17 protein-coding genes are annotated in these 19,534 nt (G+C 74.3%); 8 read left to right on the plus strand and 9 right to left on the minus strand.

Going from position 1 to position 19,534, the window contains the following annotated elements:
- Positions 1-21: 21 nt before the first annotated feature.
- The 3 genes from ACFWRT_RS29280 to ligA form a co-directional block, all read right to left on the minus strand.
- Positions 22-666 (minus strand): hypothetical protein, encoded by a 645-nt coding sequence (locus ACFWRT_RS29280; RefSeq protein ID WP_380951945.1) that lies wholly within the window; start codon positions 664-666, stop codon positions 22-24.
- Between the two features lie 35 nt (positions 667-701).
- Positions 702-1,508, minus strand: coding sequence for a rod shape-determining protein (locus ACFWRT_RS29285; protein WP_380952011.1), 807 nt, complete (start codon positions 1,506-1,508; stop codon positions 702-704).
- Positions 1,509-1,929: 421 nt separating this feature from the next.
- Positions 1,930-4,221 carry an NAD-dependent DNA ligase LigA gene (gene ligA, locus ACFWRT_RS29290; RefSeq protein WP_380951946.1) on the minus strand — a complete coding sequence of 764 codons (2,292 nt, stop codon included), beginning with the start codon at positions 4,219-4,221 and terminating at the stop codon, positions 1,930-1,932.
- A gap of 255 nt (positions 4,222-4,476) precedes the next feature.
- On the opposite strand from ligA, the gene ACFWRT_RS29295 reads away from it, so the two are divergent.
- From ACFWRT_RS29295 to ACFWRT_RS29305, 3 genes are all read left to right on the plus strand, one after another.
- A complete protein-coding gene (locus tag ACFWRT_RS29295) occupies positions 4,477-5,415 on the plus strand; it encodes a DUF1996 domain-containing protein (protein WP_380951948.1) in 939 nt (312 codons plus the stop codon).
- 84 nt (positions 5,416-5,499) lie between these two features.
- Positions 5,500-6,135, plus strand: coding sequence for a DUF305 domain-containing protein (locus ACFWRT_RS29300; protein WP_380951949.1), 636 nt, complete (start codon positions 5,500-5,502; stop codon positions 6,133-6,135).
- Between the two features lie 33 nt (positions 6,136-6,168).
- Positions 6,169-7,218: a LacI family DNA-binding transcriptional regulator gene (locus tag ACFWRT_RS29305; protein ID WP_380951950.1), complete on the plus strand. Its 1,050-nt coding sequence runs from the start codon at positions 6,169-6,171 to the stop codon at positions 7,216-7,218.
- Positions 7,219-7,330: 112 nt separating this feature from the next.
- On the opposite strand, the gene ACFWRT_RS29310 is transcribed toward ACFWRT_RS29305, so the two are convergent.
- A complete protein-coding gene (locus tag ACFWRT_RS29310; protein WP_380952012.1) occupies positions 7,331-9,562 on the minus strand; it encodes a phage holin family protein in 2,232 nt (743 codons plus the stop codon).
- A 283-nt stretch (positions 9,563-9,845) separates the two neighbouring features.
- Between ACFWRT_RS29310 and ACFWRT_RS29315 the strand changes: the two genes are divergently transcribed.
- Together ACFWRT_RS29315 and ACFWRT_RS29320 are read left to right on the plus strand one after the other, a co-directional pair.
- A complete protein-coding gene (locus ACFWRT_RS29315) occupies positions 9,846-10,628 on the plus strand; it encodes an MBL fold metallo-hydrolase (protein ID WP_380951952.1) in 783 nt (260 codons plus the stop codon).
- Entirely contained in the window at positions 10,625-11,278 is a 654-nt protein-coding gene (locus tag ACFWRT_RS29320; RefSeq protein ID WP_380951953.1) for a DedA family protein, read from the plus strand. The genes ACFWRT_RS29315 and ACFWRT_RS29320 overlap by 4 nt, the downstream gene beginning before the upstream one ends.
- A gap of 28 nt (positions 11,279-11,306) precedes the next feature.
- Here ACFWRT_RS29320 and ACFWRT_RS29325 read toward each other — a convergent pair whose 3' ends face one another.
- Positions 11,307-12,512, minus strand: a complete 1,206-nt coding sequence (locus tag ACFWRT_RS29325; protein ID WP_380951955.1) for an aminotransferase class I/II-fold pyridoxal phosphate-dependent enzyme — start codon at positions 12,510-12,512, stop codon at positions 11,307-11,309.
- 191 nt (positions 12,513-12,703) lie between these two features.
- Between ACFWRT_RS29325 and ACFWRT_RS29330 the strand changes: the two genes are divergently transcribed.
- The 3 genes from ACFWRT_RS29330 (at position 12,704) to ACFWRT_RS29340 (ending at position 15,597) form a co-directional block, all read left to right on the plus strand.
- Complete coding sequence (locus ACFWRT_RS29330) at positions 12,704-14,218, plus strand: bifunctional phosphatase PAP2/diacylglycerol kinase family protein (RefSeq protein WP_380951956.1); 1,515 nt, start codon at positions 12,704-12,706, stop codon at positions 14,216-14,218.
- Between the two features lie 118 nt (positions 14,219-14,336).
- Positions 14,337-15,146: a class I SAM-dependent methyltransferase gene (locus ACFWRT_RS29335; protein ID WP_380952013.1), complete on the plus strand. Its 810-nt coding sequence runs from the start codon at positions 14,337-14,339 to the stop codon at positions 15,144-15,146.
- Between the two features lie 97 nt (positions 15,147-15,243).
- The gene (locus ACFWRT_RS29340; RefSeq protein ID WP_109980288.1) at positions 15,244-15,597 is read left to right on the plus strand and encodes a VOC family protein; all 354 of its coding nucleotides are present in this window, start codon (positions 15,244-15,246) and stop codon (positions 15,595-15,597) included.
- 91 nt (positions 15,598-15,688) lie between these two features.
- Here ACFWRT_RS29340 and ACFWRT_RS29345 read toward each other — a convergent pair whose 3' ends face one another.
- The 4 genes from ACFWRT_RS29345 to ACFWRT_RS29360 all read right to left on the minus strand — a co-directional run bounded on the left by ACFWRT_RS29345 (position 15,689) and on the right by ACFWRT_RS29360 (position 19,438).
- Positions 15,689-16,585: an arginase family protein gene (locus ACFWRT_RS29345; RefSeq protein ID WP_380951957.1), complete on the minus strand. Its 897-nt coding sequence runs from the start codon at positions 16,583-16,585 to the stop codon at positions 15,689-15,691.
- Positions 16,586-16,626: 41 nt separating this feature from the next.
- Positions 16,627-17,250: a GNAT family N-acetyltransferase gene (locus tag ACFWRT_RS29350; protein WP_380951959.1), complete on the minus strand. Its 624-nt coding sequence runs from the start codon at positions 17,248-17,250 to the stop codon at positions 16,627-16,629.
- Between the two features lie 82 nt (positions 17,251-17,332).
- Positions 17,333-17,572, minus strand: coding sequence for a LapA family protein (locus tag ACFWRT_RS29355; protein WP_380951960.1), 240 nt, complete (start codon positions 17,570-17,572; stop codon positions 17,333-17,335).
- Positions 17,573-17,680: 108 nt separating this feature from the next.
- Positions 17,681-19,438, minus strand: a complete 1,758-nt coding sequence (locus ACFWRT_RS29360) for a CocE/NonD family hydrolase (RefSeq protein WP_380952014.1) — start codon at positions 19,436-19,438, stop codon at positions 17,681-17,683.
- Between the last annotated feature and the right edge of the window lie 96 nt (positions 19,439-19,534).

Here is a 19,534-nt window from a genome sequence, read left to right on the forward strand (position 1 = left end):
GGGGCGTCGGCCGCCCTCACCTCAGCGAGGACGCGACGCCGGATCGGCAGAACAGCGGGACCGGTGGCCGGTCGGGGGACCGGCTGTCGTGCCGTTCGGAGGGCCTCGGACACCGGGCTGGGCGCCCCGGCGGCCGGACGGCGTCGAGCAGTGGGCCGCGGTGGGGACGTCGATGCGTCCGCGGGGCAGGAGCGGGCCGGGCGGACGCGGCAGCAGACCTTCGTACGAGGGTGGGGGCGCGTGGCCCGTCAGGTGGGCCCGGCTGATGCCGGCCCGGGGTGCCGGGGAGGCCGGGTCCGGGGACGTCGACCGTTCGTGGAGGAGGGTGGGGACGTGCGGGCCGGTGGGGCCGGTCCGGATGGTGGGCCGGTGGGGGCCGGGCTGCTGGTCGCGGGCGTGACGGCCACCGGGGCCGACGGCGGTCGGGGCCGGGCGGGTGCGCCGGAGGTCGTGGTGCGGGCCGTTGCCGGGGTGGGCGGTGCGGTCGCTCTGCGGGGCGGGGGCCCGGGTGTTCGGCGGGTGCGCGGCGGTGGCCGCGAGGCTGCCCAGGGCGCCGGCGGGGAGCGCGGCCCCCGCGGTGGGCGCGCCGCCGAGCACGGTGAGGACGGCGAGCACCAGCGCGGCCAGCACGCTCCGGGTCCGGTGCGCCGGTCCCGGCCGCACCATGGGCACGTTCCCCCGGGGCGGCCCCGGGTGCGGGGTCACCGTGCTCGGCCGGGCAGGGCGGAGGCGGACGCCGCGTGGCGGAGCACGGAGCTGAGGATCCGTCCGGCACCGCGCACGACGGTGGTCGACGGGTCCTCGGCCAGCCGCACGGGCGTGCCGAGGCACCGGGCGAGGCGGTCGGTGACGTCGGGGCGCAGAGCCCCGCCGCCGGCGAGCACCGGGCCCTTGCGCAGGGCGCCGCGGATCGCGCCGTGCCGGTCCTGCCGCCACATGGACTTCACCATGTCGAGGACCGTACCGACCAGGGTGGCGGGCAGCGTCGCCGGGTCCAGGTCGCTGAGCCCGGTCTCGGCCTGCCGGGCGTCGGCGGTCCGGCCGCCGACGAGGAGGGTGACCTCGGTGAGCTCGGCGCCCATGTCGACGACGAGCAGCGGCCCGGCGTCGCGCGGCCCGGCGTACGCGGCGGCGGCCCGGGCGCTGCTGAGGACGAGGACGCGCGTCGGTCCCAGACCGGCGAGGAGCTCCCGCGCGGCGTTGCGGTGGACGGCGCCGGCGAGGACGGGGTGGCTGAGGACGATCACGCTGTCCGTGCGGTCGGGGCCGAGGGCCGCGTCGGCGATGCGGCTGATGAGCCGCCCGCAGGACTCGGGGTCGACGATGCGCCCGCGCCGGACGGGCCGCCCGACACTCCCGTCGAGGGCGAGGCCGGGGCCGGGGTCGGGGCCGTCGAGGAGGTTGCCGCTGCCGCCGCCGAGGAGCTGGTCGGTGACCAGGCCGTGCCCGGGTACCCAGGCCCGGGTGCGGGAGCTGCCGAGGTCCAGGGCGAGTCCCCGGGCGGCCACGGTCCTGCCGCCGAGCCGGCGGTGTCCGTGGCGCACCCGGAGCGCCCCGGGCTCGCGCCCGGTTCCGGTCCCCTCGGCCCCGCTTCCGTCACGAAGCGGTCCGGCATCCTCGCCGGAAGGGCGGGGTCCCTCGCCGAGCGGCCAGCGCTCGTCGCCGGACCGGCCGGTCCCGCGCGTGGCCGGAGGGTCATGATGCGGAGCGTCGAGGTGCTCGCTGCCGGACCGGCCCGGCGGCGGGACGGCACGACCGCGTCGCTGTCCGTCGTACGGAGAACGCATCGCCCCTCACCCCCGGCCGGCCGTCCGCAGCCGCCCACGCACCCATCGGCCCGCTGATAGCGAGGCATGGTCAAGCCCTCACTATGCAATACCGGGTGAGGGAAAGCCACTTCCTCCCGAATCGAAGGCGCCCCGACCGGCCTCAGACCTCGACGACCTCGACCACCTCCTCGGCCTCCGCAGCCTCCACGGCTTCCACGACCTCCACAGCGTCAGCGACTTGCGCTGCGGGCGCGGCCGCCGTCGCCGCACCCTCCACCGCCAGGACAGCCACAGCCGCCGTCTCCACGCCGGTCACCGCAACGATCTCCACAGCCACACCGGCCTCGGGAACCTCCCCCGAATCCCCCCGATCCCCCGTCAGGAAGCCGGCGATCAGCTCCGCGAACTCCTCCGGCGCCATGATCCTGACCCCCAGCTCCGCCGCCTTGGTCCGCTTCGACCCGGCCTTCTCCCCCGCGACCAGCAGGCTGGTGCGCGCGGAGACGCTGGAGGAGGACTTCCCGCCCGCCCGCTCGATCAGCTCGTTCATCTGGTTGCGCGACAGCTTCTCCAGCGCCCCGGTCATGGCCCCCGTGACCACCACCTTCATCCCCGCCAGCGGCAGCTCCGCACCGGTCCCGCCGCCACCCTCCTCCTCCGTACCGGGCTCGGGCGGCGGGGTGGCCCCCGGCTCCGTCATCGTCACCCCGGCCCGGACGAGCTTCTCGATCAGCGGGGCCAGCTCCGCCAGCTCGGCGACGACCGCCGCGGCCTTCTCCTTGCCGATGCCGTCGACCCGCTGGAGCGACTCGGCGTCGGCGGCGACGATGTGGTCCATGGTCGCGAAGTACCGCGCGATCCTGCGGGACATGGAGCGCCCCGTCCCCCGGACACCCAGGGCGCAGAAGACCCGGGACAGCGGGCGCGAGCGGGCGGTCTCGATGGCGGCCAGGAGATTGTCGGTGGAGGTCTCGCCCATCCGGTCCAGGGCGAGCAGTTGCTCCCGCTCCAGGGTGAACAGGTCGGCGAAGTCCGCGACGAGGCCCGCGTCGACGAGCTGGACGACCCGGGTGGACCCGAGGCCCTCGATGTCGAGCTGGTCGCGGCCGGCGGCGTACGACACGGAGGCGACCAGGCGGCAGTCGCGGCCGCGGGTGCAGCGCCAGCGCTGCTCGCTCGTGTCGATCTCGGAACCGCACTGCGGGCAGCTCGCCGGGAACTCGATCGGCGTCTCGTCGCCGGTGCGCAGGTGGGCCACGGGGGCCTCGATGCGCGGGATGATGTCGCCCGCCTTGTAGACCATGACCTGGTCGCCCAGGCGCAGATCGCGGCGGGTGATGTCGGCCGGGTTGTGCAGGGTGGCGTAGCCGACGGTGGATCCGTCGATCTCGACGGGCTCCAGGACGGCACGCGGCGCGATGATCCCGGTGCGCCCCACGTTCCACTCGACGGAGAGCAGGCGGGTGATCTTCTCCACGGCGGGGAGCTTGTGGGCGATGGCCCAGCGCGGCGCCCGGGTGCCGGAACCGGCCTCGCGCCGGTCGGCCGCGAGGTCCGCCTTGATCACGATGCCGTCGATGCCGAACGGCAACTCGGCGCGCAGGGCGGCTATCGCGGCCACCCGCGCCTGCACCTCCTCCACGGTGGTCACCCGGACCGGCGCCACCACGGTGGCCGCGGCCGTGTGCACGCCGAGCCCGGCCACGTACGCGAGGAGCTCGCTGTGGGACAGCTCGGTGAGGGTCTCGGCGAGCTCCCCGGAGCCGGCGAGCGGCAGGGCTCCGTAGGCGAAGAAGGTCGTCTCCACGCGGTACGCCCGGTCCTTGGCGCGCAGGGTGCCCGCCGCCCCGTTGCGCGGGTTGGCGAAGGGTGCGCCGCCGTGCCCCGTGCGGATCGCGTTGCCCTGGTCGAACTGCTCGTTCGTCATGAGGATTTCGCCGCGCACCTCGATGGTGACCGGTGCGGCCAGCCGCTCGGGCAGGCCGACGACGGCGGGGGCCGCATGCGAGACGTCCTCGCCCGCCGCGCCGTCGCCGCGGGTGATCAGCCGCTCCAGGCGGCCCTCCTGGTAGCGGGCGGCGACCGCGAGGCCGTCGAGCTTCGGCTCCACGCTCCAGGCGGCGACCGGTCTGCCGATCCGCCGCTCCAGCGAGGCGGTCCAGGTGGCGAACTGCTCGGCGGAGAACACGTTGTCCAACGAGAGCATCGGCTCCGTGTGCGGAACGTCCCCGACGGCGGCTCCGCCCGCCACCTTGCCGGTCGGTGATGACTCGTGTATCCCGTCGGGATGATCCGCCTCGTACGCGGCGATCCCCCGCGCCAGCCGGTCGTACGCGTCGTCGTCGAGCGTGCTCTCGCCCGTGGCGTAGTACGCGGCGGCGGCCTGGGAGGCCTCTTCGACCGCGGCGGCGTAGGCGGCGGCATCGGCGAGCACAGCGGCTGAGTTCGTCATGGTGACCATCCTGCCGCCCGCCACTGACAACGCCCTTGGCAGCACCTCCCCGTGGCGGCGCGGAACTGCAGACTCCGCCAGCCGCAGGGAGAGCGCTCTCCCATTGAGCATCCCTCAAGTGGCTTCAATACAGAGCTTGTTGCAGTGCTTGCGCGCTCCCTTGACATGCACAGTCAGCACTTCTACGTTCCCCACCAGAGAGCGCTCTCTAGCTGACGATCAAGGAACCTCCCCCCACTTCCGAACAGGAGTGCCGTGCTCTTCTCTCATCGACGCAGCAGCGAACACCGCCGCCAACGCTCCCCCCGGTCCTGGCGCTACCGAGTCGCCGGGCTGGCCGCCGCGGCCCTCGCCCTCTCCCTCGTCCAGGCCAACGTCGGCAACGCCGCGGCCGACCGCGCGGCCGCCGAGGTCGATCCCCGGGCCGCCGCCGACGTGGTCCGGGTGGCCGAGTTCCTGGCCGAGTGCCCGTACACCCACCGGGCCCCCGACGACCCGATCGTCTTCCCCGGCCTGCCGGGCGCCTCCCACATGCACAGCTTCTTCGGCAACGACACCACCAACGGGAACTCCGACCTCGCCTCCCTGGAGAAGGGCCGCACCACCTGCTCGCCCGACACCGACCTCTCCTCGTACTGGGTGCCCACCCTGTACGACGGCGACCGGGAGGTGGAGCCCACCGGGACCACCTTCTACTACCTGGGAGAAGGGGTCCGCGACGACGTCATCCGGCAGATCAAGCCCTTCCCCAAGGGCCTGCGCATCGTGGCCGGCAACGCGAAGGCGACCGGGCCGCAGGACAACACCATCGCCCGCTGGTCGTGCCTGCACGCCGGTCACGTCAACCCCTCGCAGAACTTCGTGAACTGTCCGGCCGGCACGATGCTGGAGTCCTACCTGGACTTCCCGCAGTGCTGGAACGGCAAGGATCTCGACTCGGCCGACCACAAGAGCCACATGTCCTACCCCGTGGCCGGCGCGTGCCCCTCCACCCACCCGGTGCCGGTGCCCAAGCTCCGCCAGGTGCTGCGCTACCCGGTCAGCGGCGACCCGGCCCGCTTCCGGCTGGCGTCGGGCCCCGGCTACACGATGCACGGCGACTTCTTCAACGTATGGCCGGAGGAGGAGCTGGCGCAGCGCGTACGCGACTGCATCAACGCCATCGTGAAGTGCGGCTTCGACGGCACTCCCTGATCCGACGTCACCCCACCCCCCACCGGTGTCCGCCCCGGGGCCCAGGCTCCGGGGCGGCGCCCTCCGCCCGTTCCAGGACACCCCATGACACGTCCCACCCCCGCCAGGCCCCCTACCGCGCTCGCCCTGCTGGCCCTGCCGGCCGTGCTGGCCCTCACCACAGCGGCCGGCTGCTCCACCGCGACGGAGCCCGCGCCCCGCCCCTCCGCCGCCGTACGGACCACCGCGCCCGCCCCCGCCCCCTCCGCCTCGGCCTCCGGCACCCCCACCGACGCCGCCTGGGTCCAGTTGATGACCCCGATGAACGAGAAGGCGGTGGCCCTGCTCACCCTCGCCGTCGACCGGGCCGCCGAACCCCGGGTGCGCGCCTTCGCGGCCCGGCTGCGCGGCGGCCAGGAGGCCGAACTCCGCCGCCTGCGGCCCCTGCTGGCCCGGATGGGGCTTCCCCGCACCGATGTGCACGCGGGCCACGCCATGCCCGGCATGGTGACGGAGCGCGACCTCGCGGCGGCGAAGGCGGCCGAGGGACCCGCGTTCGACCGGCTCTTCGTGACCCGGATCCGCGACCATCTGCGCCACTCCGCCCAGGTGTCGCGGTCCGAGATCACCGCGGGCGCCAGAGCCGACGCCAAGCGGCTGGCCGCCGCCCTCGTCACCGCGCGCGAGGCCGCGCTCACCGAGCTGGAAGCGCTCCCCGGCGCTACCCGGGCCCTCGACTGACCGGCGCCCTGGGCTGCGGGTATAAAGGGCTGCATGACAGCCGAAGTGGAGCCGCCCGTACGCCCGACCTTGGAGGACGTGGCGGCCGTGGCCGGTGTCTCGCGGGCCACGGTCTCCCGGGTGATCAACGGAGCCACCACGGTGGACCCCGCCCTGCGCACCGTGGTCGAGGAGGCGGTGGCGACGACCGGATACGTGCCCAACCGGGCCGCGCGCTCGCTGGTGACCCGGCGGACCGACTCGGTGGCCCTGGTGATCTCGGAGCGGGAACGGCGGCCGGTCTCCGAGCCGTTCGCCGGCCGGATGTTCTCCGACCCCTACTTCGGCCGGGTCGTCAGCGGGCTCCTCGAAGTGCTGCGTCCGGCGGGCATCCAGATGGTGCTGATGCTGGCGGACGACGAGGCGTCCCGGACCCAGTTGCTCTCCTACCTGCGCCACGGCCATGTCGACGGGGTCGTCCTGGTCACCTCGCACGCGGACGACCCGCTGCCCCATCTGCTCCAGGAGACCCGGCTGCCCGCCGTTCTCGCCGGCCGCCCCCCGCGTCCGTCGTCGCTGGCCTATGTGGAGGTCGACCAGCAGGCCGGGGCGCGGCTCGCGGCCGACCATCTGGCCGCGCTCGGGCGGCGCCTTATCGGGACCATCTCCGGTCCGCAGGACAGGCCCGCGGGGCAGGTCCGGCTGGCCGGCTTCCTGAATGCCCTCGCCGCACACGGGATCGAGGATGTGGCCTGCGCCGAGGGGGACTTCACGCATCTGGGCGGGGCGGCGGCGATGCGTCGGCTGCTGGCGGAACAGCCCGGCCTGGACGGGGTGTTCATCGCCTCGGACCTGATGGCGCTGGGCGCGCTCCCGGTGTTGCAGCGGGCCGGGCGCGACGTGCCGTCCGATGTGGCCGTGGTCGGTTTCGACGACAGCAGCGCGGCGGCCGCCTGCGATCCGCCGCTCACCACCGTGCGGCAGCCGGTGGAGGAGATGGCGGCGGAGATGGCCCGGCTGCTGCTGAAGCAGATCGGCGGGCCGGGCGGCCCGTCGCCCTCCATGGTCTTCCCGCCGACGCTGGTACGGCGGCAGTCGGCCTGACCCCGGTGGTCGCGCACTCAGCCAGGCAGCGCGCACTCAGCCCGGGGTCGCGCGCTCAGCCAGGCACCGCGCACTCAGCCCCGGGTCGCGTGCTCAGCGCGGCACCGCCCACTCAGCCCGGTGTCTCCGGCAGCGGGATCTCGCGGAGCACCGGCGCCGTGCGACGCACGTCCGGCCCCGGGACACCAGCCGGCCCCTGACCGTCGACGGTCCCTCCCACCGGACCATCCACCGGGCCCTCCGCCGAGAACGGCTCGTCCGCCCGGACGGCTCCCGTGAAGCCCTCCATGCTCACCGGTACCTGAGGCCCGGAGAACTCCAACAGCCAGCGGTTCAGCACCCGGTGCACCGCCTCGGCCCCCACCAGCCCGCCGCCCGGCGGGGTCGGCGCGCCCTCCGCCGCCTCGGCGGCCACGATGTCCAGCGGGTCCGTCATGCCGCGCGGCCAGAGCAGGAACGGCCGGGACTGCTCACCGCCCAGCCCGCCGTGCGAGCCGATCTGCTCCTCGAAGGCGTGCACGGTGCCCGTCTCGGGGTCGTACATGGAGTTGACCATGATGTCGGCGACGTGCGGGAAGGTGTCGGTGCGCCGTACGGCGGCGGCCGCGCCGGTGCCGAAGACGGCGAGCGGCCCCTCGCCGTCGGCCAGTTCGGCGACGGGGACCTCGGTCCCGCCCGGTCCCATCACCACGGAGCCGTGTTCCTCGCTGCGGACGAGGAGGAAGCCGATCCCGGGGTGGTTGGCGAGCGTGGAGAGGAGGGCCGGGTTGCGGCGGTCGATCTGCTCGCGTGAGGCGCGCCCCTCCAGGTCGGGGAAGGAGACCAGGCCGAGGTTGCCGGAGGCCAGCACGATGGGTTCGGAGTGCTTGGCCGCCTGCTCGGCCTCCGGTTCCACCGCCACGGGCGGGCGGTGCAGGGCGATCCGGACCGCGTCGCGTGCCTCGGACGCGCTGTGCGTGCCACGGGCCCGGCGCGGCACGGGGAGCCCGCAGCCGGCCCGTACGAGGTCCTTGAGCGTGAGCCCGTACCGTGCGGCGAACGTCTCGCCGGGGCTCTGGCCGTGGTCGGAGAGGAGCACGATCCGGTACGTACGCGGGGTGTGGTCGGCGATCTTGGCGATGAGCGCGAGCGAGCGGTCGAGGCGCTGGAGGACCTTCCCGGCGTCGCGGCTGTGCGGTCCGGAGTGGTGGGCGACCTCGTCGTAGGCGACCAGGTCGGCGTAGACGGCGGTGCGTCCGGCGAACATGTCGCCGATGACGGCGGAGACGACGACATCGCGTTCGACGACGGTGGCGAAGGCCCGGATGAAGGGGTAGAGGCCGCCGCGCTTGACCCGGGGGGTGACCTTGCGGGCGCGGGCCCGGGTCGACTGGCCGATCTCGCGGCCGACCTCGGCGGCGAAGGAGAGGGCGGTGCGGACGGCGTTGGCCGGGTCGGAGAAGTAGGCGAAGTACCCGGAGCGGGAGCGTCGGCCCTTGCCGAGCCGGGCGGCCATGGAGAGGACCAGGGCGAGCTGTCCGGCGCCGCCGCTGAAGAGGTTGCCGCGGCTGGCGCCGTCGATGGTGAGCAGGCCGCCGTCCCGGGTGCGGGCTATGGCGCGGCGCTGCATCTCCAGGGCGCTGGCGGGGCGGCTGGAGACCATGACGGTGCCGGTCTCCTTCTCGTACCAGCGGAAGGCGGGGATGTCGTGGTTGGAGCCGTGCAGGATGGCGAGCTGGCTGGCGCCGGTCTGGCTGGACCAGTCGGTGCGCCAGGGGGTGAGGCGGTGTCCGGAGGAGTCGGCGAGCCAGCCGGCGACGGTCGGCATGAGCCCGCCGGCGGCGGCCTGCACCAGGACGTCGTGGCCGACGCCGTCGAGCTGGAGGAAGAGCGTGCCGGGCGGTGCGTCGCGGTCGGGTCCCACGATGTCCGGGGAACCGCGCCGGCGGCGCCGGTCGGCGAGGCGGGAGAGCCTGCGGCGGTAGGCCTCGTCGTCGCGGACGGCGAGCGCGGTGGAGGTGGCGGAGGCGACGGCGGACATCACGGCGGCGACGAGGACGGCGGTCTCCGGGGCGGCCTCACCGCGCCCGTCCGGGATGAGGCGCACCGCGACCAGCAGCAGCGAGCCGTTGAGGAAGAAGACCAGCGCGCCCATGACGAGCGCGGGCACGATGAGCAGGGCCCGGACCAGGACGGGCCACACCAGCGCGGAGAGCAGGCCGAACGCCCCCGCGCCCCAGGCCGCCGTGAAGGCGGTACGGGTGATGGTGTCGCCGTCGTCGGACTGGAGCTGGAAGTCGGGCAGGATCCCGGCGAGCGCGAGCATGGTGAGCGTGGAGACCGCCCAGACCGCGACGACCCGCATCAGCGCGCCGCCCGCCCTACGCCATCGCGCCGTACGCCGCCCCGGCGCACGCCGTCTTCGCTCGTCCACGCCGGTCCACCTCATGCCTTCTCCGCTGCGGACCCGTCGGTCAAGCCCGCTCCCCAGCTTTTCACAGCGTCGGGCCCGGTCAGGGGGTGGTCGTGGCGAGGTGCCGGGGGCGCATAGGCTCGTGGTGGCGGCGCTCTTCGTACAGGTGTGGGCGGGGCGCTCCGGGGCAGCGGGTCACGGAAGGCCGAGCGGCGGCCGAGCGAGGAGGCGGGACGTGCCGGTGGAGGTCACCTGGTGGGGTCATGCCACCTGCACGATCGAGGACTCCGGGGTGCGGGTGCTGACCGACCCCCTGTTCGTACGGCGCTTCGCGCATCTGCGCCGCCGCCGGGGCGAGGTCCCGCCGCCGCAGGCCGCGCAGGCCGAGGTGGTGCTGGTCTCGCATCTGCACTCCGACCACCTGCATCTGCCGTCGCTGTCCCGGCTGGCCCCCGGCACCCGGCTCATCGTGCCGAGCGGCGCGGTCGCGGCCGTACCCGGGCTGCGCGTGCTGCTCCGGAAGCGGCGGCTGACCGTCACCGAGGTGCGGGCGGGAGATGAGGTCCGCGTCGGCGAGGTGCGGGTACGGGCGGTTCCGGCGCTCCACGACGGGCGGCGGCTGCCGGTCGGGCCGCACAAGGTGCCCGCGCTCGGTTACGTCGTCGAGGGCGAGGCGCGGACGTACTTCGCCGGGGACACCGGGCTCTACGACGAGATGGCCAAGGCGGTGGGCGCGGTGGATGTGGCGCTGCTGCCGGTGGGCGGCTGGGGCCCGTATCTCGGGCACGGCCATCTGGACCCGTCCCGCGCCGCCGAGGCGCTGACCCTGCTGGAGCCGCGCTCGGCAGTGCCGGTGCATTTCGGCACGTACTGGCCGATCGGGCTGGACGGGGTGCGGCCGCACGAGTTCCACGGGCCGGGCGACGAGTTCGTCCGGCAGGCGGGCATCCGGGCGCCCGAGGTGGCGGTGCACCTGCTGTCGCACGGCGAGCGGGTCCGGCCGGAGGCCCGCCGGTGATCCCGGAGCTCGAAACGGTGGTGGGGGCGCTGCCCACCGAGTCGACCCAGCAGGCCGTGGGCTACCCGACGCTGTTCCTCCTGGTGGCGCTGGGCTCGCTGGTGCCGGTGATCCCGACGGGGGCGCTGGTGAGTTCGGCGGCGGTGGTGGCGTTCCACCAGGCGTCGCCCCTCTCGCTGCTCCTCGTGTTCGCGGTGGCGTCGGGGGCGGCGTTCCTGGGCGATATCTGTCTGTACTGGCTCGGGCAGCGGGGGGTGCGCTCGGAGCACGGGTCGAAGTGGCTGGCGGCGCTCACCCGCCGTGCGGCGCCGGAGCGGCTGGCGCAGGCGCAGGAGAAGCTGGAGGAGCACGGCGGGACGGTACTGATCCTGTCCCGGCTGGTGCCGGCCGGGCGGATCCCGGTGATGCTGGCCTGCCTGCTGGGGAAGATGCCGCTGAAGACGTTCGCCCGGGGCGATGTGCCGGCGTGTCTGGCGTGGGCGGCGACCTACCAGCTGATCGGGATCCTGGGCGGTTCGCTCTTCCCGGAGCCGTGGCAGGGCGTGGTGGCGGCGGTGGCGCTGACCGTGGTGATCAGCGCGGCTCCGGCGGTGTGGCGGAAGCTGCGGGCGCGGTTCGGGCACGGGGGGACGGGCGACGCGACGGGCTGAGGTCTCCGCCTTCCCGCGAGGGCACACCTCACCGCAGCTCGCCGAAGACCGCCGCGAACCGGTCCAGCGCCCGCTGGACATGCGGCAGCTCCAGCGGCTCCGCCGCCGTGAGGGACTCCCGCTGCTCCTCGGGGGTGGCCCCCAGCAGCGGTCCGGTTCCCAGCCGTACGCGCAGCGCTCCCAGCTCGTCGCCGAAGCGGTGGCCGCCCGGGGTCGGGGCGCCGAGCCGGTCGGTGAGGTGCTCCTCCAGTTCCATCGAGTCCGTGACGTCCAGCTCGGCCAGCCGGGAGCGGAGCGGCCCGAGGTCCGCGTACAGGTGGCGGCCTGCCTGCGGGGGCCGGGCCAGGGCTCCGGAGGAGAGGACCGCACGGTGGGCGGCGGCGGCCACGTGGGCCTGGAGCCCGGCGGCCTGCCGGATCCGCTCCCGTACGGCCTCCGGCTCGGCGAGGGCGTGGGCGGCGGCGGGCGCGAGCGGGCCGGCGACCAGGGCGCCCAGCGCGGTCAGGACGTCCAGCGTGCGGGCCCGGCGTACGGCTCCCCGCGCGGTCGCCGGGAAGCGGGCGACGGCGACCGGCCAGGCGGCGGGGGTGAAGGCGCCGCAGAGGTCGCTGATGACGGTGACGTCGTCGGGGCACATCTCGGCGGGGCTGAGCAGGACGGTGTCGCGGGGCCGGTGCACGGTGTCGCGCCAGGTCTCGTCGCTGATGATGTGCATGCCCTCGCCGACCGCCGCCTCGCAGGCCTCCCGCACCAGCTCGGGCGGGGCGACGGTGGCGGTGGGGTCGTCGGCGACGGAGAGCACCAGCAGCTTCGGCCGGCCGCCCTCGGCCCGTACCCGGCGCACGGTCTCCAGCAGGGCGTACGGGTCCGGGATGCCGCCGCACTCGGCGGGCGTCGGCACCTGGTAGGCGGGCCGGCCGAGCAGCCGGGCCTGCGGCATCCAGGTGGCCGGGCAGGGGCGGGGCATGAGGACGTCGCCCCCGTGCGCGGCGATCAGGGCGAGAAGGAGCGGCTGGTCGCCGGGGGCGGCCACGATGTTCTCGGGCCCGCCGTGGAGCCCGCGCCGGTCCCAGTAGCCGCAGGCCGCCTCGCGCAGGGTGCGGCCGCCGCCGGGCGGCTCGGGGCGGGTGCGGTCGGCCGCGGCGGCGAGGACGGCGGCCAGTTCGGGGAGGACCGGGAGGCCGGGGTCCGGGGCGGGCGGGCCGTAGCGGACGGGCCCGTGGTCCTCGTGCATTCCGGCCTCCTCCGCTTTCCACGGCTCCGGGGCACTCTCCGGACCCTTTATACGGAGATTCGGAGCCGGCCGCCCGCCCACGTGCGCAGCCGGGCGAGCCTTGGGCCGTTGTGCCGGTGGCCGGCGTCGCGTGGTGAGGCTCTCAGCGCGCCTGCTGGTTCATCGGCGGACGGCCGGGTATTCGCTGAGCCATGTCGCCCATGTCGTCATCGCACCTCTCGAACACCTCCTCCGTCACCAAACGGTGGCGCGGCTGGCTGCAGGGACGGGATCTCGCCGTCTTCCACAGCGTCGCGGACCGCCACTGGCCCGGCGCGGATCCGCTCCTGCCCCAGCTCAGCCGGAGCGCCAACCACGGGCTCCTCTGGTTCGGGACGGCGGTCGGCATCGCGGCCCTCGGCTCCAGTGCGCGGTCCCGCCGGGCCGCCCTGCGCGGGGTCGCGTCGCTGGCCGTCGCCTCGGCGGCTATCAACACCGTCGGCAAGGGCGCGGTCCGCCGGCAGCGGCCGATACTCGATCAGGTGCCGGTCATGCGGCAGCTCAAGCGGCAGCCGGTGACCACCTCCTTCCCCTCCGGCCACGCGGCCTCGGCCGCGGCCTTCGCCACCGGGGTCGCCCTGGAGTCGAAGGGCTGGGGCGCCGTCGTCGCCCCCGTGGCGGTCGCGGTGGCCGCCTCCCGCGTCTACACGGGGGTCCACTATCCGAGCGATGTCCTGGCCGGGGCCGCACTCGGCGTAGGAGCCGCGTTCGCCCTGCGCGGGGTCGTCCCGACCCGGGGCCAGCTCCCGGCGCCCGGCCGCCCGCCCGGTGAGGCGCCCGCCCTGCCCGCCGGCAAAGGGCTCGTGGTGGTGGTGAACCAGGCCTCCGGCACGGCCACCGCGACCGCGTCGCTGGTGCGCCAGGCGCTGCCGCTGGCGGAGGTCGTGGAGTGCGCGCCCGCCGACCTGTCCACCGCCATGGAGAAGGCGGCGGGCCGGGGCCGGGCCCTGGGGGTCTGCGGGGGCGACGGCACGGTGAATCTGGCGGCCTCCGTCGCGGCGACGCACGGGATGCCGCTGGCCGTCTTCCCCGGCGGGACCCTCAACCACTTCGCCTACGACCTGGGCATCGAGACGGTCCAGGAAGCGGCGGCGGCGCTCACGGCGGGCGATGCCATACGGGTCGACCTCGGCCGGTTCCGCCCCGGCCCGAACGGGCCCGACGGGGCGGACGGCTACTTCCTCAACGCCTTCAGCCTGGGCGCCTATCCGGAGCTCGTACGGACCCGGGAGCACTGGTCGTCCCGGATCGGCGGCTGGCCGGCCGGGGTGCTCGCCGCCCTCCACGTCCTGCGCGGCCAGCGCCCGCTGGAGGCCGAACTCCAGGGCCGCAGGCGCCCGTTGTGGCTGCTCTTCGTCGGCAACGGCCTCTTCCAGCGGGTCGGCCCGGCGCCCGGCCGACGCCACAATCTGGCGGACGGGCTGCTGGACGTGCGGGTGGTGCACGGCGGCCGGGGCCCGGGGCTCCGGATGCTGGCGGCGGCGGTGGCCGGACCTCTGACCCGCTCCCCCGCACACGCGGCGGTGCGGCGGCGCCGGGTGCGGATCGCCGGGCTGGCACCGGGGACGCCGTACGCGTACGACGGTGAAGTGGCCCACTCCGGAACCGAGTTGCTGATCGACAAGCTGCCGGAGGCCCTGACGGTCTACTGCCCGATGCCGGTGTAGCCATCACGCGTTGTCCGTATCTCAAGACATCCATCTCACCATCCGACATGGCGGCGTACGGTGGTCGCAGCGCGCAACCGCCGTACCGAGAGAGGACGCCGCCATGCCGGACGCTGCCCTGCCGAAAGAGACCGCCGTCTACACCCACGGCCACCACGAGTCGGTGCTGCGTTCGCACCGCTGGCGGACCGCCGCCAACTCGGCGGCCTACCTGCTCGGTGAACTCCGGCCCGGCATGGCGGTGCTGGATGTGGGCTGCGGACCCGGCACCATCACCGCGGACCTGGCCGCCCTGGTCGCGCCGGGCCGGGTGACCGCCGTCGACACCGGCCCCGGCATCCTGGAGCAGGCGGCCGCCGTGGCCGCCGAACGCGGTCTGGACAACGTCGAGTTCGCGGTCGCCGACGTCCACGCCCTGGACTTCCCCGACGACTCCTTCGACGTCGTCCACGCCCACCAGGTCCTCCAGCATGTGGGCGACCCGGTCCAGGCGCTGCGCGAGATGCGGCGCGTCTGCCGGCCCGGCGGAGTGGTGGCGGCGCGCGACAGCGACTACGCGGCGATGGCCTGGTACCCCGAGACGCCGGGGCTGGCGGAGTGGCAGGAGGTGTACCGCCGGGTGGCCCGCGCCAACGGGGGCGAGCCGGACGCCGGACGGATGCTCCTCTCCTGGGCGCGGCAGGCCGGGTTCACCGACATCACCCCCACCGCCGCCGCCTGGTGTTTCGCCACCCCGGAGACCCGCGCCTGGTGGAGCGGGCTGTGGGCGGACCGTACGACGGCCTCGGTCTACGCCGAACTGGCCGTACAGGGCGGCCATGCGAGCACCGAACAGCTGACGGCCATCGCGGCCACGTGGCGCGGCTGGGGCGAGGAGGTCGACGGCTGCTTCATGGTCCCGCACGGCGAGGTGCTCTGCCGGGGGTGAGCAGGATTCCGGCGGACCGGAGCGGAGCGGGCCGGAGCGGGCGGGATCGGACCGGAATCGATCACGCGCGTGGCGGACGCCAACTACCCTCGTACGCATGGAGATCCTCGGAACCACGCTGCGTATCTGCGTCGACGACCTGGAGGCCTCGGTCGCCTTCTACCAGGGCCTGACCGGCACCCCGGCCCAGCGCTTCGAGCGCGGCGGGGTGTCGGTCGCCGCGATCGGCTGCTTCCTGCTGATGAGCGGGCCCGAGTCGGAGCTGGAGGTGCTGCGGAAGGTGAGCGCGACCATCGCCGTGAAGGACGTCGACGAGGCGAACGCGGCGCTGACCCGGGCGGGCGCCCGGATCGTGGCGGGGCCGGTGCCGACCCCGGCGGGCCGCAATCTGATCGCGCTGCACCCGGACGGCTCGGTCTTCGAGTACGTGGACCGGAACGTGACGGTCTGACCCACCGGCCCGGGGCAGCCGCCTCAGGCCGGTGCATCAAGCCGGTGCCTTCGGGCCGGTGCCTTCGGGCAGCCGCGTCAGGCCGGTGCGCTCAGGCCGGTGCGAGCGCTCCGACGACCAGGTCGGCGAGCAGGGCGCCCGCGGTGCCGTCCGGGTCGAGGTCCGGGTCGTAGATGGTGACGTTGAGCCCGACGCAGCGCCGCGATGAGACCAACGCCCGCAGCAGCGGAGCGAGTTCGTCGGGCATGAGCCCGCCGTCGTCGGGACTGTCGACGGCGGGCATGACGCTCGGGTCGAGGACGTCGGCGTCCAGGTGGACCCAGTAGCCGTCGAGTGCGGGGATCTCCAGGCTCTCGACGGTGGCCCGGGCCAGCTCGGCGGCGCCCCACGCGCGGATCTGGCCGACGGTCGCGTGGGGGATCTTCAGCGCGGCCAGCTCGGCCTGGTCCTCGTCCTCGTCCCGCATGCCGAAGAGGCGGACGTCCTCGTCCTTGAGGTAGGGCCGGAGCCCTTCGAGGTCGCTGAGGTCCGCCTGGCCGCGCCCGGTGGCGATGGCCAGCTCCTCCCCGCCCGCGGCCCCGACGTGGGGGCTGTTGCCCACGTGCCGGAAGTCGGCGGAACCGTCGACGGCCGCGAGCCCGTACCGGCCGAGGCGGCGCAGGGCGAGGGCCGCGCCGAGCTGGATGGAGCAGTCACCGCCGAGGACCAGGGCGAACTCCCCCGCCCGTACGTGTCCTTCGATGCGGTCGGCGAGGGTGCGGGTGTACCGGGCGATGGCGGCGGCGTTGAAGACCCCGTCGCCCGCCTGCCAGTCGCCTCGGTCGTAGCGGGGCGGCACCACGACTCCGCCTTCCAGCGCGCCGATCCGCTGCACGATCCGCTGCTCGCGCAGGGCGCCCGCCAGCTTGTAGCAGCCGGGTACGGTGCCGGGGGCAGGGGGCCGGAGGCCCAGGTTGGAGGGGGCGTCGAGGACCACGATGGTACGCATGCGGTCCATCCTCGCCGCCGCTCCACGCGCCCTCAAGGGGGTTACGAGCCCTGGGCGGCCTGGGCGTCCGGTGCCGTGATCGCCCAGCGTTCGTGGTCGCGCCAGGCGCCGTCGATGTGGAGGAAGTCGGGCGAGAACCCCTCCAGGCGGAATCCGGCCCGCCGAACCAGGGCGATGGAGGCCGCGTTGCCGGGCTGGATGTTGGCCTCCAGGCGGTGCAGGCCGAGCGGCCCGAAGGCCAGGTCCATGACGAGGCCGAGCGCCTCGCCCATCAGGCCGCGCCCGGCCGCGTGGGCGAAGGCCCCGTAACCGAGGGCGCCGCAGCGGAAGCCGCCGAGGACGATGTTGTTGATGTTGATGAATCCGGCGATGGGCCCGCCCGGAACCCCCTCGCTACCCTCGCCGTCCGCCCCACTCCCGCCGCGCTCCACGACCAGGAACCCCTCGCGCGCCGGGTCGCGGGCGAGCGCTCCGGCGTACGCGGCGTAGGTGTCGGTCCGCTCCGGCGGGAAGAGCCAGGGGCGGTGGTGGGCGCGGCTCTCCCGGGCGCGGGCGGTGAACTCCGCCGCGTCGGCCTCGGTGAAGCGCCGCAGGGCCGTGCGCGGGCCTTCGGCGAGGTAAGGGGCGGTCGGCGTCGGCGTCGGGTGACCGTTCGGATCGGGCATCGTCCCAGCGTACGACGGGTACGAGCGGCCGTCGGGGGGCGCTCCCGTGGGCCGCCCGGGCGTCACCTGCTTTTCCGAGGCGTCACTTGCCCTTCCGGCGGAACAGGTAGCCGCCGGAGACCAGACCGATCAGGAACATCGCGAGCAGGGCCAGCCAGAGGGGCATGGTCACTTCGGGGATCAGCACCCGGATGGTGACCTTCTGGGTGTTCACGCAGATGAACACGATGGCCAGAACGACCAGCACCGCGACGGCGATGCGCCCCGGGGTCCACAGCCCGGCTCCGCGCCTGCCGTCACTCGTCACATCCTTGGGACTCATGGTCCGGTCCTTCCGCCGCCGCCCCCCGGGGTTCCCCAGCATGGGGCGTCGCCGGACCCGGGGGGCGGTGATGTTCGGCCGTTCGGGTGAACGCGGGCACGGGGGCGGTCAGCCGGCCGGGACCACCGGGAGCTCCAGCACACCGGTGTCCTCGGGGGCGCTGACCACGGTGACGGGCTTGATGCCCCGGTTGCCGAAGTACGCGGTGTCGCTGGCGGCGATCACGAACTCCAGACGGTGCCCCTTCTCGTACCGGTGGACGATGCCGGGCAGCTCCACCGTGAAGGGCCGGGTGACGTCGGGGACCCTGACCGGTGAGACGAGGCGGTTCACCAGCTTCCTGGTGCCGTCGGGGGCGACGTCGTACACCTTGGCGAAGAGGACGAGCTTGTCGGAGGCGTCCCCGCTGTTCTGGACGCGCTCCGCCTTCGGCGAGAGAACCTTCAGGGTGGCCTTCGGGGCGCCGACCACGTCGAGGGGTGCGGTGAGCGGGGTGCTGCGCCAGCCGAGGTAGGTGCCCTTGGTGTCGTACGGTTCGGGGTCGGGCAGTCCGATCAGCGGGGCGATCGAGCTCTCCGAATGGCTGCTCGGGACCAGCCAGTTGGTGTAGTGGCGGCTGCCCCGGGCCACCTTGGAGCGGTTGTCGACGAGTTTGCCGTCGCCGGAGAGGTACATCTTCTGCGACAGGGCCGGCAGTTCGGCCGCCGTGCCGTAACCGTCCTGCCAGGAGCGGTAGTAGGAGAACGCGGGTCCGGTGTCGGTGTCCGTCTTCTTCTGGAGGTACCGGTCGAACCAGGCGAGCACCCGCCGGCCCACGTAACTGGTCTCCAGATCGCCTTCGCTCAGGTCGAGTTCGCCGGGGACCAGGCCGCCGCTGTGGCCCCAGGACTGCCAGATCATCTTGGCGGTGGTGCCCTGTGCCTTGAGGGTCTTGTAGGTGGCGGTGGCCTCGTTGAGGTTGAAGAGGCTGTCGGCCTGGCCCTGGATGATGAGGGTGGGGGCCTTGACGCGGTCCAGGTAGGAGACGGGCGAGACGCTGCGGGCGTAGGCGAGCATCGCGTCGGCCTTGTCGGCCGGGTAGCGGCCCGAGTTGAGGAGGCGGATGGTCTCGCAGGCCTGGGCGGCGAAGTGCAGGCAGTCGAGCCGGTTGAAGCGGGAGGGGTCCAGGCTCGGGTTGAGGAGCGGCTGGCCCTCGCCGATCAGGTAGAACCCGTTGGTCCACTGCCATTTGAAGACGCCGGGGGTGTCGGAGGTGACGCCGGTGCGCGCGCCGGTGTTGTTGGGGGCGAGCGCGTAGGCGAGGTCGTTCCAGGTGATGAGGGGGACGAGGGCGTCGACGCGGGGGTCGGTGGAGGCGGTGGCGAGCTGGATGGCGCCGCCGTAGGAGCCGCCGATCATGCCGACACGCGGGTCGCCCTCGCCGTCCTGGACGACGTAGTCGGCACGGGTGCCGTCGTCGGCCGCCCGGGTGCCACCGAGGAAGTCGAGGAGCCCGCTCGCGGCCTTTCCGTCGATGGCGGGGTCGTCCAGGGTGATCAGGCAGCCGGACTTGCCGAAGCCGAGGCCGGAGTAGACGAGGCCGACATAGCCCTGGGCGGCGACGGCCTTGCCGATGGCGTCGGTCGACCCGTCGGACTTGGAGCCGCCGAAGCCGTTGGTGGCGAGGACGGCGGGGGCGGGGCTCTCCGCGTCGACGCCGGCGGGGCGGTAGAGATCGGCGTCGACCACACAGGAGCGGCCGCCCGCCTGGACGGTGAACTTCAGCGGGGTGACCGTGTACGGGGCGGCTTCGGCGTGGGCCGGGCCGGAGAGGACGAGGGGGGCGGCGAGGGCAGCGCCCGCGACCGCGACGAGCGGGTGGCGCAAGCGGAGAACAGCACCTGACACGAAGACCTCCACACCGAGGACACCTTACCGACCGGTAAGTATTGGGCCGCGCTCATGCTGTGACACGTGTCATAG

This window comes from Streptomyces cyaneofuscatus (genome assembly GCF_042718795.1).
Taxonomy (GTDB): domain Bacteria; phylum Actinomycetota; class Actinomycetes; order Streptomycetales; family Streptomycetaceae; genus Streptomyces; species Streptomyces cyaneofuscatus_A.